The sequence below is a fragment of the Dolichospermum heterosporum TAC447 genome, from assembly GCF_024584745.1.
Taxonomy (GTDB): domain Bacteria; phylum Cyanobacteriota; class Cyanobacteriia; order Cyanobacteriales; family Nostocaceae; genus Dolichospermum; species Dolichospermum heterosporum.
Genome location: NZ_CP099464.1, coordinates 5,035,464 through 5,053,545, shown reverse-complemented (window position 1 = coordinate 5,053,545; position 18,082 = coordinate 5,035,464). Strand labels below are relative to the sequence as shown.

Annotated in this window: 18 protein-coding genes and 3 pseudogenes; 11 read left to right on the top strand and 10 right to left on the bottom strand. The window is 37.4% G+C overall.

Annotated features, from left to right (window positions below; genetic code table 11):
- Positions 1-288: 288 nt before the first annotated feature.
- Both NG743_RS23020 and NG743_RS23015 read left to right on the top strand, forming a co-directional pair.
- The gene (locus NG743_RS23020) at positions 289-1,782 is read left to right on the top strand and encodes an NADH-quinone oxidoreductase subunit M (RefSeq protein WP_027401661.1); all 1,494 of its coding nucleotides are present in this window, start codon (positions 289-291) and stop codon (positions 1,780-1,782) included.
- Positions 1,783-2,007: 225 nt separating this feature from the next.
- On the top strand, positions 2,008-3,330 hold the full coding sequence (locus NG743_RS23015; protein ID WP_039201152.1) for a CO2 hydration protein: 1,323 nt from the start codon (positions 2,008-2,010) through the stop codon (positions 3,328-3,330).
- A gap of 234 nt (positions 3,331-3,564) precedes the next feature.
- On the opposite strand, the gene NG743_RS23010 is transcribed toward NG743_RS23015, so the two are convergent.
- The 3 genes from NG743_RS23010 to NG743_RS23000 all read right to left on the bottom strand — a co-directional run bounded on the left by NG743_RS23010 (position 3,565) and on the right by NG743_RS23000 (position 5,608).
- The gene (locus NG743_RS23010) at positions 3,565-4,035 is read right to left on the bottom strand and encodes an ArsC/Spx/MgsR family protein (protein WP_027401663.1); all 471 of its coding nucleotides are present in this window, start codon (positions 4,033-4,035) and stop codon (positions 3,565-3,567) included.
- Between the two features lie 234 nt (positions 4,036-4,269).
- Positions 4,270-4,881: a cysteine dioxygenase family protein gene (locus tag NG743_RS23005; protein WP_027401664.1), complete on the bottom strand. Its 612-nt coding sequence runs from the start codon at positions 4,879-4,881 to the stop codon at positions 4,270-4,272.
- 241 nt (positions 4,882-5,122) lie between these two features.
- Positions 5,123-5,608, bottom strand: coding sequence for a hypothetical protein (locus NG743_RS23000; RefSeq protein WP_027401665.1), 486 nt, complete (start codon positions 5,606-5,608; stop codon positions 5,123-5,125).
- A 157-nt stretch (positions 5,609-5,765) separates the two neighbouring features.
- Between NG743_RS23000 and NG743_RS27020 the strand changes: the two are divergent.
- Positions 5,766-6,729 (top strand): annotated as a pseudogene (locus NG743_RS27020) (nitroreductase family protein); the annotation flags it as partial.
- Positions 6,730-6,747: 18 nt separating this feature from the next.
- On the top strand, positions 6,748-7,122 hold the full coding sequence (locus NG743_RS22985; RefSeq protein WP_039201154.1) for a hypothetical protein: 375 nt from the start codon (positions 6,748-6,750) through the stop codon (positions 7,120-7,122).
- 26 nt (positions 7,123-7,148) lie between these two features.
- Here NG743_RS22985 and NG743_RS22980 read toward each other — a convergent pair whose 3' ends face one another.
- The gene (locus tag NG743_RS22980; protein WP_027401668.1) at positions 7,149-7,622 is read right to left on the bottom strand and encodes a hydrogenase maturation protease; all 474 of its coding nucleotides are present in this window, start codon (positions 7,620-7,622) and stop codon (positions 7,149-7,151) included.
- A gap of 247 nt (positions 7,623-7,869) precedes the next feature.
- Here NG743_RS22980 and NG743_RS22975 point away from each other — a divergent pair, with 247 nt between their 5' ends.
- Positions 7,870-8,238: an SET domain-containing protein gene (locus tag NG743_RS22975; protein ID WP_027401669.1), complete on the top strand. Its 369-nt coding sequence runs from the start codon at positions 7,870-7,872 to the stop codon at positions 8,236-8,238.
- A 229-nt stretch (positions 8,239-8,467) separates the two neighbouring features.
- Here the strand turns inward: NG743_RS22975 and NG743_RS22970 are convergent.
- From NG743_RS22970 to NG743_RS22950, 5 genes and pseudogenes are all read right to left on the bottom strand, one after another.
- Positions 8,468-8,764, bottom strand: a pseudogene (locus NG743_RS22970) (NifU-related iron-sulfur-binding protein); the annotation flags it as partial.
- Between the two features lie 193 nt (positions 8,765-8,957).
- Positions 8,958-9,182: a hypothetical protein gene (locus tag NG743_RS22965; RefSeq protein ID WP_027401670.1), complete on the bottom strand. Its 225-nt coding sequence runs from the start codon at positions 9,180-9,182 to the stop codon at positions 8,958-8,960.
- Positions 9,183-9,190: 8 nt separating this feature from the next.
- Positions 9,191-9,454 (bottom strand): asr0689 family protein, encoded by a 264-nt coding sequence (locus NG743_RS22960; RefSeq protein WP_027401671.1) that lies wholly within the window; start codon positions 9,452-9,454, stop codon positions 9,191-9,193.
- A gap of 21 nt (positions 9,455-9,475) precedes the next feature.
- Entirely contained in the window at positions 9,476-10,456 is a 981-nt protein-coding gene (locus NG743_RS22955; RefSeq protein ID WP_257120967.1) for a hypothetical protein, read from the bottom strand.
- Positions 10,457-10,657: 201 nt separating this feature from the next.
- Positions 10,658-11,257 (bottom strand): molybdenum cofactor guanylyltransferase, encoded by a 600-nt coding sequence (locus NG743_RS22950; RefSeq protein WP_027401673.1) that lies wholly within the window; start codon positions 11,255-11,257, stop codon positions 10,658-10,660.
- Positions 11,258-11,451: 194 nt separating this feature from the next.
- Between NG743_RS22950 and NG743_RS22945 the strand changes: the two genes are divergently transcribed.
- From NG743_RS22945 to NG743_RS22920, 6 genes and pseudogenes are all read left to right on the top strand, one after another.
- Positions 11,452-11,913: a nitrate reductase associated protein gene (locus tag NG743_RS22945; RefSeq protein WP_027401674.1), complete on the top strand. Its 462-nt coding sequence runs from the start codon at positions 11,452-11,454 to the stop codon at positions 11,911-11,913.
- Positions 11,914-11,964: 51 nt separating this feature from the next.
- Positions 11,965-12,168, top strand: a complete 204-nt coding sequence (locus NG743_RS22940) for an RNA-binding S4 domain-containing protein (RefSeq protein WP_027401675.1) — start codon at positions 11,965-11,967, stop codon at positions 12,166-12,168.
- Positions 12,169-12,404: 236 nt separating this feature from the next.
- Positions 12,405-13,367, top strand: a complete 963-nt coding sequence (locus NG743_RS22935) for a hydrogenase small subunit (protein ID WP_027401676.1) — start codon at positions 12,405-12,407, stop codon at positions 13,365-13,367.
- Positions 13,368-13,546: 179 nt separating this feature from the next.
- Positions 13,547-14,059, top strand: a pseudogene (locus NG743_RS22930) (nickel-dependent hydrogenase large subunit); the annotation flags it as partial.
- Between the two features lie 431 nt (positions 14,060-14,490).
- On the top strand, positions 14,491-14,901 hold the full coding sequence (locus NG743_RS22925; RefSeq protein ID WP_027401678.1) for a hypothetical protein: 411 nt from the start codon (positions 14,491-14,493) through the stop codon (positions 14,899-14,901).
- Positions 14,902-14,969: 68 nt separating this feature from the next.
- Positions 14,970-16,526, top strand: a complete 1,557-nt coding sequence (locus tag NG743_RS22920; protein ID WP_257120966.1) for an ATP-binding protein — start codon at positions 14,970-14,972, stop codon at positions 16,524-16,526.
- 27 nt (positions 16,527-16,553) lie between these two features.
- Here NG743_RS22920 and NG743_RS22915 read toward each other — a convergent pair whose 3' ends face one another.
- Positions 16,554-18,047 (bottom strand): hypothetical protein, encoded by a 1,494-nt coding sequence (locus NG743_RS22915; RefSeq protein ID WP_257120965.1) that lies wholly within the window; start codon positions 18,045-18,047, stop codon positions 16,554-16,556.
- Between the last annotated feature and the right edge of the window lie 35 nt (positions 18,048-18,082).

Genomic DNA, 18,082 nt, shown 5'->3' with positions numbered 1-18,082 from the left:
ATGATTTAGATTGCTGATAATAATCTAAAATGATAATATACCATCTAAATCAGATTAGGAATAATCCAGTGATTAACAAGCACCTTTCTCGCAGAAGCACTTGAATGAGATACATCATAGCCCCATCCTCGCACCCCCCGCACCGGGGGGGAAGAAAAGAAGAAAAGGATAAACTTTTGATATTGGAGGGGATTGGGGATGGGGTTCTTGTATCTCACTCAAGGGAGAACCACTATATTACCAACTACCAATTACCAATTACCAATTACCAACTACCAATTAATAAATATGTTGAGTGTTTTAATTTGGCTACCAATTATAGCCGCTATAATCATCGGTTTTTATCCAGCAAAAAATGTTCCTGCGAGTCAGATTCGGTTAGTATCTTTAATCGTCACAGGTTTAGTTTTGCTGTGGAATATTTTCATTTTGTTAAAATTTGATATCAGCAATCCAGGGATGCAGTTTACAGAATATCTACCTTGGAATGAAACATTAGGTTTGAATTATCAATTAGGAGTTGATGGACTATCAGTATTAATGTTGGTGTTAAATAGCTTACTCACTTGGATTGCTATTTATAGCAGCAGTAAAGATACAGAACGTCCTCGGTTATTTTATTCCCTGATTTTGTTTGTTAGTGGTGGCGTTGCTGGTGCTTTCTTATCAGAAAATTTGCTTTTGTTCTTCCTCTTCTATGAATTGGAATTAATTCCCTTTTATTTACTAATTTCTATTTGGGGAGGAGAAAAACGAGCTTATGCAGGCATGAAATTCCTGATTTACACGGCAATTTCTGGGGCTTTAATTTTAGCCACCTTTTTAGGCATGGTATGGTTAACTGGTTCTCATAGTTTTGCCTTTGATGCTGTGGCGACTCAAAACATTTCTGCGGGAATGCAATTAGTATTATTAGCAGGAATAGTTTTAGGTTTTGGTATCAAGATTCCATTAATTCCTTTCCATACTTGGCTACCAGATGCTTATGTTGAAGCTTCCACACCTATCGCTATTTTGCTAGGTGGAGTCTTAGCGAAACTGGGAACTTATGGATTATTACGATTTGGCTTGGGAATGTTTCCTCAAACTTGGCAGATTATCGCCCCAAATTTAGCAATTTGGGGGGCAATTAGCGCGATTTATGGCGCAGTTGTAGCGATATCACAAAAAGACATCAAACGCATGGTAGCATATAGTTCTATCGGACACATGGGGTATATTTTACTAGCAGCAGCAGCAGCCACACCCTTAGCCTTAGTTGGTGCAGTTTCTCAAATGTTTAGTCATGGAATTATTCTCGCTATTCTCTTCCATTTAGTCGGAGTTATTGAAACCAAAGTTGGTACAAGAGAATTAGACAAACTGAATGGTTTAATGAGTCCTATTCGCGGTTTACCATTAATTAGTGCTTTACTGGTTTTAGGTGGCATGGCTAGTGCTGGTATCCCCGGTTTAACAGGTTTTATTGCCGAATTTATTTCCTTTCAAGGCAGTTTTTCCAGCTTTCCAATTTCCACAATTTTATGTGTAGTAGCATCTGGTTTAACCGCAGTTTATTTTGTTATTCTTCTCAACCGTACCTGTTTTGGCAAACTGCAAAATAACCTAGCTTACTATCCCAGAGTATTATGGAATGAAAAAGTCCCCGCGCTAATTTTGGCATCCTTAATCATCTTTTTAGGAGTACAACCAATTTGGTTAGTGCGTTGGAGTGAAACCACAACTACCGCTATGGTAGCGGCAGTTCCCACCACCGCAAAAACCGTAATTGCCTTGAAGTAGTTATGATCAATATCTCGTTCCCAGTCTCCGAATGGGAATGCTATCACAGAGGCTCTGCCTCTAATTCTAATATTATTGAAGGCAGAGCCTTCTAGAATTAATTCCCACACAGAGTATGGGAACGAGAAAATCCCTAGTTTACTTTAGTAAACTTTAGCTATTAGCCTGGAACTTAAGTTCCAGGCGGGTGTGGAAGCCAACAAATAAACCCAAAACAAAAATATTATGGTACAAACTCCAGCTAAACCAAATACAAAAATCCCACCTTCAAAACACGAATTTGCAGAAATTATTCATCGCTTAGAAGCTGGCGGTTCAATGTTGCCAGATACTCCAGAAAACCTCATGCAAATTATCGGTATTTATAAAGCTTATGCTGTACCGATGGATTTCTACTGGCGGGACTTATTGTACATTGCCGAAAGAGTATTTTTAGATCCTTTGCCAGCTTTTAAATATTTCTTACCCCAAGAATATTTAGACTTACATAATCACTATGCAGGTGATGATGCTGATTTAAGAATTTGGCGAGGTATAGCCACTGCACACCCAGAACTTTTGGCATTTATGGAAAAAGGTGAAACCACCAAAATGCCAAAAATTTTCCATCATTTATTCCATGACAGAATCAACATGGAATTTGCGGAAGCTTGTATGCAAGCTATGTTATGGCATCGTAAAATGTATGCACCAGTTAATCAATTTGATGCCTATTTAGATTCCGAAGAATATAAAACTAATGCTGATAAAGCCATTAAAGCTTATTTTCGGAAAAATCCCCTGATGTTAGGACTTTATAAACTGTTTCCCGATATGTTTTTGGAACAGTGCCGGATGATGTCCTATTATTCTAATCTCGGACTTTTCTGGGAAGTCATGGCACCAGTATTTTTTGAAATGTCAGATATTTATGATGAAGGTGGTTTCCAAGGTGTACCTGATGCCATGAACTTTCTCGTAAATGGCATATTTGCGATCGCCGGTCGTCCCATTTATCATCATGTTTATATTGATGGTGAATGTTATGAAATCATCCCCAAATCTAAAGGTTTTACCTGGTTATATGAAGCCGCATTACCCTATGTAGAAGCTGTTTTTTATCGCACAGCACCATTTAGAGGTACAAAGTCTTATAATGCTCAAGCAGGACAAGTTCCAGAAGATCAAAAAGACTTCCATTATGGCATTCTTTACGCTGATGTCTTTCCCGTTGGTACAGCAGGTATTCCCCCTACATTATTGATGCAAGATATGTTACACTTTTTGCCTCAATATCTTATTGATTATTATCAAGAATATTGTCGAGGAGAAGAGGATATTTTGATTCAATTGGGGGTCACTTTTCAACGTTCAATGTACAATGTCACATCAGCGGTAATTCAAGCTTTAAGGACTGCCCTTTTGTATCCCTTAGATGATGAAAATCCCAAGCATTTACAAGCAAATCGGGAATTTTTTGAAATGCAGCTAAATCGCTTTACTCGCACTGATTATGGTATGCGTGATGCAGCGAGATTACGGGACATTCAAACACAGGATTATAGATAAATGGTGTTGCTGATAGCCTGCGTGGCGTAGCCATATTGAATTGAGGTATAAAATTCCCAAATTTAACCTTTAAAACTCTTACCTTTGCGCCTTTGCGCCTTTGCGTGAGACTAAAATTCATACCCTTAATCAGCAACACCGATAAATTATTGTTTTTACCCGCCTTTTTTCTCTGAATAACTTTGATAACTAAGAAAGAAGCGGGTAGAGATTTTTTAATACCTCATGTCATTATCAGTGATTTTTACAACCACCTTTACCATGATGGTGGTCGTGATTATTTCCATGAGTGCAGCCTTGGAGATTCTGCTGCATGAGGTGTTCACTCATTTGTTTTAAAGACTCATCTACAGCTTTTAAGCCTATCCATGCGTCAATTTTCTCAACATCAAAACCTACTTCTCTTTTATCCCCTACTTGGATCAAGGGACGACGGATTAATAAGGGATCTCTCAGCATCATGACCAAGGCATTTTCAGCGGTGATGTTTTCAGGATTCACCTCTCCTGATTTTACACTAGGCGCAGCTTTATTGAACCATTCACTGACAGGGCGATCGCCAAAAAATGACCGCAATTTTTCCACTGTCCAAGGTTCTGTTAATAGGTTATATACTACTACTTCATGACCTGCGGCTGTTAGCAAAACTTTTTGCTTTATACCACCTTTACAGCCTGGTTTTTCATAGAAAATTACTCTAGCCATTGCTGTCTCTCCTATAAGGTTATGGTTGGATGTTTGGATAGGAAATAATTAACCGCAGATAAACGCAGATAAACGCAGATGGAAGATGATTATTTTGATTGATAGCTAATTCCTTGATTCCCGACTTCTAGCATGAATTATTCATTTATTGACAATATCTAAAAAGAAGTCGGGGATCTTACTTTCTCTAATATTTATCAGCATAATCTGTTATTTCTTTTTTTGCTACTACTTTTAAAATCTTTTAGCAATGTGGTTAGTTACATCAAATTCAAATCTCTGTTTTGGGTTAGTTTCTCCATAAATATTAAATGTTACTGTTGGTTCTTCACCAATGGCTTGAACTTGATGTATTGTTTGCGGTGTAAAACTCACAATATCACCGGGGGATAAATTTATTTCTCCTGTTTTTTCAATTTTATCAGGAAATTCTGGGTGATAACTACGTTTCCAAAATGTATTTTTCTCCTGACCTTTTAAGATTGCCACTATTCCCCATGTTCCATGATTATGAATAGTAGAAGTTGTTCCCGGTGCAAATGTTACTGTTTGTACAGTTAAAGGAAATCCTAATTCATCATATAATAGTAAAACAGAGATTCCCGTTTTTGGATCAGGTTGTAAAGATTGACTTTGTACCCAATAGGAATTTATCATTAATCGTCTTACCAACATTCTAATTTCTGGTAGTCGTGTTGATTCATCTTCGACATTTTTGAGAACGTCTTCGACTTCAGTTAAAAAGCGATAGAGACGATAATTATCACGCAATAAATCCCATGATCTTGCTGATTTACAAACTTGATATTCTCCATTTTCAGCAACAAATAAATCCTGACCTTGCATAAATTTTAAAATATTGACTGTGCAGAATTAGGTAAAAAAATTATAGGAGGAGATGTTTGAGGCATTTTAGTTACAGGAGTCAAGGGAGATGTAGGCATTCCTGGTAGAATCACAGTATTCTGGGTAGAAAATGACGATATTAGCTGGGAATTTGAGTTGAAAGATAACCAATTATTCATGATTCGTAATTTGTTGATTGCTTGTAGTTGTCATTTGTAAGGAGTTTTCCCTATCTTCATATTTAATCGTCTTCTTCTGGTGGACGAGTTAAAATATCGAGAAGAATACCAGCACCAAAATCATTTTTTTGATCAATACTTTTTATTCTGGTACTGATTTCTTTCGCTTGTTCTATCTTTCCTAGTTTAGCTAATACCAAACCTGAAGCAGCATAAGCAGTTAAGTACAATCTGATTTCGGGTTCTTGGTGACGGTTAACTAGGATAGGTTTAAGTTCTTGCCAATTATCAGGTAGACTTTCCGCTTTTTTTATTCTAGCGGTTATTTTCTCTGCTGTTGTCAGTGCTAAGACATAATTATTTTTGTAGTAAAAATATCTATAAGCTGCAACTAAAACATCTGTGTTATCTTCTGTTTTAGCTAACGCTTGCTGCATATATTTTGTAGATTCTTCGGTGTTTTCCCAATTCTGTGCTGCTAAGATCAATAATTCTTTAACATCATCTGTTACATCAAACCATGAAAATCTATTCGTATGATTTTGCATAATAGGTAATTAATCCCATTTGTTCTGGAATATTCGGGATTTCCCATATCTACTATTTAACAGTTTAAATTGTAGTCAGGTGGATAAATTTAATTATTTTATCGTTTGGGTAAAATTAACCCAACAAAGCAGAAAATGGACAAGGTATTGACTAAATAAAAGTATCAACGGATTCATTTTTTTAGTTAGTTGTGTTTATCATAGGTCTAGCTGGAAATATCAAGACAGGAGTTTTAGATATTGTTTGTTGGATAGCGGACACCATTTGGGTGCTATCGCTGCTTTGGCATATCTTCATGAAAACAACACACAACTATGTTTTGATTTTGATAAACTTATTCTCAATGCAGATTTAGAATTTGAGAATAAGGAGTTTATTACTAGTTGTGCGATATCGCCAAGAAGTACCATAAAAATCAGTCAGACCTTTAAGACTACCTGTTCTTTTTGGCTGTGGTACTGACGATTTTCCAGTTAATCAATGTGTTGAAGATGAACGTTTGGAATAGGCGTTCTATTAGAGGGTGTTTGAAAAGTTTTGAATGTATAAATTGACCCCTCTCCAAACCTCTCCCCGACGCGGGGAGAGGCTTTGAAAACCCCATTCCCTGGTAGGGAAGGGGGGCAGGGGGGTTAGGTTTTTGGAGATTATGGGTTTCATCTGATACTTTTCAAACAACCTCTTAGGCGTTTTCAAAAGCAGTCTATTCCTCAAAATATCTATTGGCAAATTTTGTAAGCAGTTCAACAACCAATCCCAACAGAGAATTTTGAGGAAATAGAAATTTACTCAGTGGTGCATGATATCGAGGGAATTTCACCAGGGTTATATAAAAATACACATCTCATTAAAGCAGGTAACTTTCGGGAAAAAACAGGTTATTTGTACATCAATCAAGCTATGGCTAGAGATTGTGCTGTGACGAGAGTTTTTTGTGTCCGATTATTTGAGTTATCAAACTGCTATGCAATTAGCCGGATTTGTCGGACAGGGAGTGTATTTATTTAGCAACTATTGGGGAATAGATTGGAGTGGTATTGGTGCTTTCTATGATGATGAAACCCAGTCCTTTCTAGAAACCAATAAGGACATCTTGTACGCAATGGCAATTGGTAAATAAATAGGAAAATAACGGGAAATGGCGACAACAGAACCTCAATTCCATGCTGATGATAAGCACCCTATACAGCCAACATCAGCAGATATTATGCTTCGGCAACAACTGGAACATTCAATTAGCAAATACTTTTATGAAGGATGCGATCGCATTATTCATAGTTTGTTGTCTAATTGTCGTTGGTATACCACAACTCACGCGAGTATTTTGACTTTAGTAATTGAATGCCCTGACCAAGTTACTAACTGGCAAATTTTGCAACAAATTGTCCCTATGGCAAATGTTCTTTATGGCATTGTTAGTAGTGCCAAAATCCGGGTTTGTCCTCCCGACATTCAAACTGTACCCTTTGAAATGAGAGTAGATGAGTTGCCAGTTTATCGTGATTGGATCTGATGTAATTGAGGATTTGAGATTGTTGATTAAGCCATCACATTCTGTTGGATAATTATAATTAGTTCGGCAAAAACTAAATCAGCAGAACGTTGCACAATAGGACTTAATTCCAGTCCAAAATCCAGATTTTCAGCTTCAATTAAATAGACTGTCACCTCTTGGGGAAAATCATCTAAGAAGATTTTTCTCCCAGCAGCCAAGGCATGATCCCAACGAAAATCATGTAAGTTGTAACTGGGTTCGGGCAGTGCTTCTAGTTCATTCCCTGGGACTCTAAATATAGCACCTGCCTCTGAACCTGTGCAACTAGCATCAAGAATAATTAATCTTTCGCTACCTCTCGCTTGAAACATCACTTCCATTCCCGCAGTTCCACAATCAAAAACGCGGATGTTGGGGTGAGGATTTTGGGCGAGATGTTGCTGTAAACGTTGGGCAATAATTACGCCAACAGCATCATCATTCCGATTCAGATTGCCACAACCAATGATAGTTAGCATGGGATATTTATAATAACATGAATATTATCAACTTCGCACAGAAAATTAAAATTTACGGAAATTATGACTACATCTTTGATCATTGACCTTATAGTAGCTATAGCAGCCAAGATCCCCGACTTCTTTTGTAATCATGTTTATAAACTATCAAGCAATGTTCAGAAGTCGGGGATCTGATATTTATTTTCTCTGCGTTTATCTGTAATGGCTAGTCAAAAATCATTCTTATCCATGACAGAATTGCTATATGCTAGTATTTCGTGATACAGAGACTAAAGGTAGAGGTATATTTGCCCAGCAAGAGTTTGCTAAAGGAGATTTAATTGAAACATCCCCTGTGATTATTATTCCTAAACAGCAAGTTAAGTTAATTACTAAGACGGTGTTATTAAATTATTATTTTGGTTGGCATGGAGAAAGCGGGGCAATAGGTTTAGGTTTTGCTTCTCTTTTTAATCATTCTTATCATCCCAATGCGGTTTATATTAAGAATTTTGCGAAAAATATCATTGATATTGTTGCTTATAAATATATTCGGGAAGGTCAGGAAATTACTATTAATTATAATGGACAGGTTGATGATATTTCTCCTGTATGGTTTGATGTGGAAGATTAACCAAATATGAAACCCCTCTGGTAAACCTCTCCTTTGCACCTCTCCCTAACCCTCTCCTAAGAGGAGAGGGAAAAGGAATAATATTTAATACTGGAGAGGCTTTGAACCTTGTTCTTTGTATGATAAAAAAGTCCAGCTTCTAGCCGTTTTGAGTATAGTCAGCTAAAGCTGACTTTTGATATTAGCCATGGCTTCGCCACGCAGGCTATCAAAATTCATTCTGAGGTGGACTTTGTAAGCTGGGACGAATTTCTGCTAATGCTGTTTGGATACGTTCTGATAATGGCGGTTTAACTAAATCGTGATATAACAAAACTGCATAAACAATTTCATCATCTACAGCATGACGTAAGGCTAATATATTTTCTTGTTTAAGACTTTTAATTAAATTAGTTAGTGCTGCTTTATGTAGAGATTCAATTGCTCTTTGTAACCCCACAGCTACACAACGTTGACTTTCATCCCAGTTAGCAATAATCGCTTCAAACCGATTGATATCTGTAATCAATTCTTCAAGATTATTCATTATTTTTATGGGTTTATCTGGGGTTAATTAGACATCTCCGGTAAAGATTGTAGAGACGTTCCATGGAACGTCTCTACAGGGGTTTTATGTCACGCATATTTAATTTTCGGAGATGTCTATTGGTTATTTTGAAATTAGTTTAGGGCGCAGGCCCTGCGCCCCTACGGATTTATTTAGAGAGATTGTTAAAACCTCATTTCATTTTAAAATCTTGCAAGAGAAAGGGCATAATTGCACCTGTCGTTAAACTAGCTACACTAATGGGAATACAAAGAGGAATTGATGCTTGTGCTAATAATACTAATATAACCGTGCCAATACCACTAGCAATAATAGTTTGACGCAGAAAATATATGGGGTCACGGAATAGTTTACCCTTGAAAAATAACTTAACAGAAAACCAACTTAATTCTAACATATATGCTCCTAATGATTGGCTAATAAATTCAGGATAAATAACCCTAAAATTACCGCAGGAATTACTCCTGCTGGTGCAAATAAACTACCAATTGTGGCTGCAAATTGATATCCTATATCTTTACCCGCAAGGATAATTCCGCCAATTGCACCACCAATCATTGATAAAATTGCTGCGATGATTAACCAAGTAAATCCTGTGGTGAGATTTAATTCTGTATTTAAACTATGCAAGAATTTGACAAATCCTGGATCATTAACTAAATCAAACATAGTCATTCTCCTATTTTGGGGTTAATTTAAGGCAAATGCCTGGATTTCTGCGGTTAAATCTTGTAGGGCTTTGGCTACTATTTCGGCTTGTTCTAATTGCTTATGTTCTGTAAATATTCGCCAAGCTTCTTGATAGTATTCTTCTGCTTTTAAGAGATTTTGGGGATTCCCTAATTCTGGTTTTTCGAGGTCATCGGGTAAGTTGAAGAGGAGGTTAGCTTTGTTAGAAATTGTATTAGCATATTCTAACGGTGTATCTTGAAGATTACGCACTTTTAAAGCTTCATCATAGGCTAAGACAGCGCGTAAATTATTTTCTACAGGATGGGAACTCACTAGATATTGTAAGGCATTTCCTAAATTATTTTGCAACATTGCATACTCTCTAGGATGGTCAATTATGTTAATATGCTTGAGGGCAATTTCAAAGGATTGAACTGCTAAACCTTGACGTAAAGATTCTTGTGCCGATGACATGGGCATGGAAAGATAGGCGATCGCTATGTTATTATACAAAATCGCATATTCTTGGGGGTAATCTTCCCAAGTAAACACCCGCAAAGCCTCATGATAAGCATGAATACTCTCAGTTATCCGGGCTAAATTGTCGGGAACAAGAGATTGTAAAACCAATCCCAAATTCATCTGCACTGCGGCTACTTCCTCCGCCGTTGCCAATTGTTGTAAAATGGGCAAAGCTTCTTCATAATCTGCCCGTGCTTGTTGCAGAAGTTGGGAATCCCCATCAGGAATCATCTGTAATGTCCCTGCAATGCCCACCTTAGCCCGTGCCTTCAGTAAAAGATCCTCCCCGCCACACATCTGATATGCACGCTCAAATAGCCCGATTGCATTGTGTAAATCTTGGGCTGTTTTCGGCTTTTTTTGAAAGCCTGTGCCAATTTCTATCAGCATTTGGATTTTTTCTGCTGTTGTTGCTGACTCGGAAGATATGGATGCAATAGCAGCTTTTACTGCTAAATCTGTAATACTAGATATCATAATTGGCTGATTCTAATCGGTTGGGAAATTGAGTCAATTATTCTTACTATAAAGCAATTTATTCTAAAAATCCTAGAGAGAAATTACGCATATTCATAATAGTTACAACTCAGTTATCACCGCATTAACTGATTTTAGTATCACTATTTTACCAATTATTTTATTTACCAAAAACTAACTATAGTGAGCCTAAATAAATACTTACACAGCACTATTAAAATTAAATAGCATTTCGGGATCTTCCAAAGGCAATACTTCGACATTCTCAGACCTTAACCACTGCTGAAAAGAACGTCCACCTTGTGCAATATACTGAATTAATTCCGGTAAACAACGACGGCGATAAAAACCACATAAAGGTTGCCAAATTTGATTATTTTGTACCAAAGCCGCTATTTTATGGTCTGGAATTGTCTCTAATTGAGATATCCAATCTTGTAATATTTCTAGTCGCAAATTTGGTAAATCACAAGCTAATAACAGAACCCAATTTGTGTCCACTGCTGCTAACCCTTGCATAAAACCTACAAGTGGTCCATGTGTTCGAGGTTCATTTCCAGTTTCCTCAGGTAAAGGAACTTCTGGAATAAATTTACTGTTAGGTGTGAGCAATTTTTGATAACGTTCTGGCCAAGGAGTGACGATATAAACTTTATCAGTACAAGCTTCTGCAATACTACAAATTAATTGCAACATGGGTACACCGCCTATGGGAATTAAGGCTTTATCTCTACCCATGCGAGTGCTTTTACCACCTGCTAAAACAAGAGTCGTAACATCATACCGGGAATCAATATTCATAATATTTGGATTCTATTTAATAAAAATTAACTGTATTTTCTCATAAATCATTTATAATATTTTTAACGAACCACAGAGGCACAGAGATCACAGAGGAAGAGAAAAGGAGAAATGTATGCCTACGGCACGTTACATGAATACATCTTGTTTAGGATTGCTATATAAATCTATATTTTATAATTATCACCAATTTTATGACAGAATTTTTTGAATTTGAAGCGGATTTTATTGATTCTTGGCGTTGTATTCCTATGCAAGTGCGCTATAAACTAGATACTTGCGGTATTAAGCTGAAATTAGCCCAATGGAATCTGATGAATCAAGAATCACGTCAAAATTTAATGACATTACCTTGTGATACAGATATTCAAATTCATGATTATAGACATTATATTCAAGAGTTGGTATTGCAACTGACTGGTAAACCTGTGGCTGAATTACCAATTGAAGCTAATCCAGCATGGGTAGATGTTACCACTATTCCTCACAGTGTCCACGAAAAAGCTCAAGAAATAGGTGTGATAATTACAATTGAGGCATGGAAAAGCCTAACTATCTTACAACGGTTTGCCTTAATTAAACTCAGTCGTCCTAGTCATGAGAATAAAAACTTTTTACCGGCTTTGCAAGAATTTAATTTGTTGCCAAAATCCTAAATTCTGATATATTGCTATAGATGATACTTTTTAATTAGTTGGTAAAAGCAAATGATTAAACTCGACCAGTTTTTGAAGTTTTCGGGCATATCCTCTACTGGAGGTCAAGCTAAATGGATGATTGTTGATGGTGAGGTTAAAGTTAATGGGATAGTTGAAACACGGAGAGGACGGAAATTAGTTGATGATGATGAGGTAACAGTAGGAGGAAAAACTTTAAAGGTGGGGGAAATACTCTCAGATACCGTTGATTAATGCTGACATATATAATCTTAACCTTATATATTTTATTTACTATAATATCTCATAATGCTAATTCTTAAGTTTTATTTAAAAAAAGTTAATTGCTTTAAATAACATCTTAGTTTAAAATAATGAATATTGATCAATAGGTCGTTCTCTACAAGTAAATCCTTTGCAGAAGGGGAAATTATCCCCCTATAGAATCTCTTCAATTGTGCATTATTAACACATCTAAAAATAAATAGCTAATGACTAATGTACTCTGGTTACAAGGTGGTGCTTGTTCGGGTAACACCATGTCATTTCTTAATGCCGAAGAACCTACAGCTTGTGATTTAATTGCTGATTTCGGTATTAAAATACTTTGGCATCCTTCCTTGGGAGTAGAATTAGGTGAAAATGTCCAAACCCTGTTATGGGACTGCATTTCCGGGAAGACCTCTCTGGATATTTTGGTATTTGAAGGTAGCGTAGTTAACGCCCCTAATGGTACAGGAGAATGGAACCGATTTGCCGACCGTCCCATGAAAGATTGGTTAGACGATTTAGCCAAAGTGGCGAAATTTATTGTGGCTGTGGGAGACTGTGCGACGTGGGGAGGAATTCCCGCTATGTCGCCCAACCCCAGTGACTCCAAAGGATTGCAATTTCTCAAACGGGAAGAAGGCGGTTTTTTAGGTAAAGATTTTGTCAGTCAAGCTGGCTTACCTGTGATTAATATTCCCGGTTGTCCTACACACCCCGACTGGATAACGCAGATATTAGTAGCGATCGCCACTGGTCGAATTGATGATATAGTTCTCGATGAACTACACCGTCCCCAAACCTTCTTCAACACCTTCACCCAAACAGGTTGTACCCGCAACATTCACTTTGCCTACAAAGCCACAACCGCTGAATTTGGACAACGCAAAGGTTGTCTATTTTACGACTTAGGTTGTCGTGGACCCATGACCCGTTCTTCCTGTAACCGCATTCTCTGGAACCGCGTCTCCTCCAAAACCCGCGCCGGAATGCCCTGTTTAGGCTGTACAGAACCGGAATTTCCCTTTTTTGACCTCCAACCCGGAACAGTCTTTAAAACCCAAACTGTCATGGGAGTTCCCAAAGAAATACCCCCCGGAGTCAATATGAAAGATTACGCAGTCCTCACCGTTGTGGCAAAAGACGCAGCCCCAAAATGGGCAGACGAAGACTTTTTTACCGTTTAGTCATGAAAAAAGACCTAACCCCCCAACCCCCTTCCCTACCCCTCCCTGACCCTCCCCTACAAGGGGAGGGAAGCGGAAAAACTTTTGTTAGCTGGAAGGGGGAGTCAATTATTTCCCTCTCCTTGTAGGAGAGGGGTTAGGGGAGAGGTCGTGTAACTAATAACTAATAAAGGACAAATATGCCAATTCAAACTTTAGATATTTCACCCGTTGGTAGAGTCGAGGGTGATTTAGATGTGCGCGTCGAAATTGAAAATGGATATGTGACAAACGCTTGGACTCATGCCGAACTTTTTCGCGGGTTTGAAATAATTTTACGCGGTAAAGATCCTCAAGCGGGGTTAATTGTTACTCCTAGAATTTGTGGAATTTGTGGCGGTTCTCACCTCAGTTCTGCATCTTGGGCTTTAGATACAGCTTGGGGAACAGAAGTTCCCAGAAATGCTATTTTAGCCAGAAACTTAGGGCAAATTGTCGAAACAATCCAAAGTATTCCTCGCTACTTTTATGGCTTGTTTGCCATTGATTTAACTAATAAAAATTATCGCCGTAGTCACTTTTATGATGAAGCTTGTCGGCGCTTTGCTGCGTTCACAGGTAAATCCTATGAAATCGGTATTACAATTTCTAGTAAACCGGTAGAAATTTACGCTTTATTAGGTGGACAATGGCCGCACAGCAGTTATATGGTAATAAATTGGGGAATCGCTGATATAGTCAGGATTTCTGAGGATAGGTCTGATTATTCCCTGGCTTTTCCTTAAATTAGACGATAAATCTACCCCCAGCTATATGCCATAACCAAAGATAGCAAGCAGTAAATCCATTTATTTTTCTCTGCCAAAAGTTATTTGGTTTTCTCAAATATTACCTAATTTTTCCCTAACTCTAGATTAGCGATGCCTTCAGCGCACTGGAAGCAACTCCTACAGCAAATTGTCATCAAACCCGGAACAAGAACCCCACCCCCAACCCCCTCCCCGCAAGCGATGAGGGGCTAAGATGTACTTATATGATTGGAAATTGCTGTAGGTCGCGCTTCGCTATCACATAACTGTGGTAAATTTTTAGTACGCAAAGAATAATCTAATGCACCCATCCTCTTTTAATCTTCTTACCCATTATGAATTTCAAACGATGGCAGGAACTCAAGCAAATCCTCACTGAAGACAAAGACTTGTCTAACATCTGGACATATTACATGGATCATTTTGGGGATCATCCCAAATTCATCAAATTGGGTCAACCTGTCCAGAATCCATATATAGATGCAGTTGTCAAAACAACCTGTCAACAACTATTTGGTCAAAACGTCAGAATTACCAATTTTCTCCTTATCCATATTCCCCGGCATCAATTTTTCCATGGCCCATTCCAAGCCAGCGGACGAATAGGTGGTGTGATTTTCTTTGAGGATATCAAAGTCGGTTTAATGGGTATTTCCGCACACTTTCCCCCAACTGATGAGGTGCAATATTCCCGGTTTACCGAAGTAATGGATCTATCACCACCAACAGGTCATGATTTAAACTGAAGCCTTCCTGACCCGCCCCAACCCGAAAATCGTCTAAACTTAAAGAGTTCGCTAACTGCCAAAATCCTATGTCTCGCTGGTTTAATATTGCAGGTCCATGTAAACTCGAAAAACACTATACCATCTCAGCCACAAGTCGTCTTCCTGACCTATCAATGCTGATTGAACAAGAAAGTTATTTTGTCCTTCATGCACCACGACAAACAGGGAAAACTACGGCAATGTTAGCCCTAGCACAGCAACTTACCGCTACAGGACGTTATGCAGCAGTCATGGTATCAGTAGAGGTGGGAAGTGCATTTAATCATGACCCAGGTGCGGCAGAATTAGCGATTTTGGGAACTTGGTATGATAATATTTCCATACGTTTACCCAAAGAACTACAACCACCTGTAAAACAATGGCAACAGGAAGAACCAGGAAACAGAATTAAGGCTTTTTTACAAGGTTGGGCAAAAGCTTCACCCCGACCTTTGGTAATATTGATTGATGAAATTGATTCTTTGCAAGACCAAACTCTAATTTCAATTTTACGTCAATTAAGAGATGGTTTTCCCAATCGTCCCGAAAATTTTCCGACATCTGTGGGATTAATTGGTTTAAGGGATGTGCGAGATTATAAAGTAGCATCTGGTGGTGGTGACAGATTAAATACATCCAGTCCTTTTAATATTAAAGTCAGTTCTATTACTCTGAGAAATTTTAATGCTGAGGAAGTTGTAGAACTCTATCAACAACATACAGCAGCAACAGGACAAATTTTCACACCAGAAGCAACTGCAACAGCTTTTAACTTAACCCAGGGACAACCTTGGTTAGTGAATGCTTTAGCTAAAGAAGTTGTGGAAAAAATGGTTAAACATAGAAATATTGCTATTACAAAAGAACATATTTTAAAAGCAAAGGAAATATTAATTGCTCGTCAAGATACTCATTTAGATAGTTTAGCTGAACGCTTACGAGAACCAAGGATAAAAGCAATTATTGAGCCGATGTTAGCAGGTTTAGAATTGGGGGATATACCCAACGATGATATTCAATTTGTGATTGATTTGGGATTATGTAAAATGCACCCCTACGGAGGTTTAACTATTGCTAATCCCATTTATCGGGAAGTATTACCCAGGGTATTAACAGTAACACCAATGGCTTCTTTACCAATGATTGCACCAACTTGGTTAACCCCAGAAGGTGAATTAAATATAGATGCTTTATTAACAGCATTTCTCAAATTTTGGCGACAACATGGAGAACCGTTATTAGGTAGTACAGGATATCATGAAATCGCACCGCATATAGTATTAATGGCTTTTTTACATCGTGTGGTTAATGGTGGAGGAGTTTTAGAAAGGGAATATGCAATTGGTAGCGATAGAATGGATTTATGTTTACAGTATAAAGATGTAATTTTAGGGATTGAATTAAAAGTATGGCGGGATAAAAAACGCGATCCGCAAGCTGATGGAATTGAACAATTAGAATCTTATTTAGGGCGTTTGGGTTTAGATTTTGGTTGGTTATTTATCTTTGATAGGCGGAAAAATGCCTTGCCAATGGAAGAAAGGTTATCAACTGAGGTGGTGGTGACGGAAAATCAGTATAGAATTACTGTAATTCGGGCGTAAATGTTGATCTATTCCAACACCTTAAAGCTATGGAAAAGTATATAAAACCCATTTCACAGTCTGTATTGCCTCTGTGATTACCTCATCACCCCAAAGCTGTTTCATTATGGGTATTAAATTGTTAATTTCTTCCAATAAAGATTGACGATTATAAGAATAAGAAGAGATTCTTGCTCTCCATAGATAATAGAAATATTCTGCATGATTGCTTACTATCTCAGGAACAATAGAGCTACAAAGCAATGCACATTCTTCCTGTGAAATTCCTTCCATAGATGCAACTGCTTCTAGAGTTCTTAAGATTAAGTTTTCAGGTAAAACACGGGCTAAAATTTTAAGAACTTCTGTTTTTATATATTGTTTTTTTATACCCAAAGCAATGTCAAGGGCTTCTGACTTGAAAGTTTCTGGTAGGCGTGGGGAAATTTTTTCGTAGGCTACTCGTTCTCGTCCATTTTCAGAAAATACCTTCAAAGTTCTAATCATTAGCTTTTCTGGAACATATTCTGCAAAAGTTCCAACATTAAGTTTCATTATAAAGTTTTTCTTCTCTGAATCATCAGTAAAATTTCTCTGTTCTAAATCATCAAGAAGCTGTTCAAACAGATTGCTAGACAGATAAGGCAATACTATACCTATATTAATTACGGCTTTGTTATCTTTGTTGAGTAAGGTTAACTCTAAAACGTTTGGAAGTAATTGCTGACGAACAGATTTTGATAAATAGGGTAATAATTTTTCCAAAACTCGCTCTTTGCTGTACAAATCTGAGATATCATTAATGATCTCAAAAATGTTATTTATTAGCTGATTGCTCCGCTCATAAGGGACAAGTTCAACCAAAACAAGAGCGCGTTTAACCCTATCCTCAATATTTAACGCAATCTCTAACATTTCTTGACGCAGACTAGGAGAAAATGATAAAAATTCAGTCAGAGCTTTGACTTTCTCATAAACGTTTTCAATTAGGCGAACATCTTGAACAGCTTCACTCCAAATATCAGGGGCAAAGTTGGCAATTTTTCTCAGTAACTTTGCTCTAAACTTAGGCTTCTTAAATGAGCGAACAATCAATAAAATTTCTGTGAGATATTTGGGTAATATTTGACCCTTTAAAGAAATAATAACTTCGTTCAAAGCTTGGCATTTATAATATTCATCATGGATTTTATCAATCTCATTTAAGAAAAGAGGAAATAAATCAATCGGTAGATAAGGACAGAATAAACAAATAGCTTCTTGTCTATCTGAATCTTCATAAAGAGTAGAAAATAAATCAAAAATTTCAGGCGTAAATTCTTGTGGCGCATGAACAATCAAATTTTTGATAACAGTTAAAAAAGCTAAGTGATCGTCATTTATAGCTCTTGCTGTAACCAATATCTCATCTAAAAGGTCAGCACTAGCTACAGGTATTAGCTTATCTAAATTTTGATTGCGCCAAATTTCTTCTTTTTGTCTTTTAACACATTCTAAGGCTTCAGGAACTAAATGGGTAAAGTTTAAAGCTAATTCTACCAAGTGTTCAGTTTTATCTTTGTGGTAAGTAATTGCAC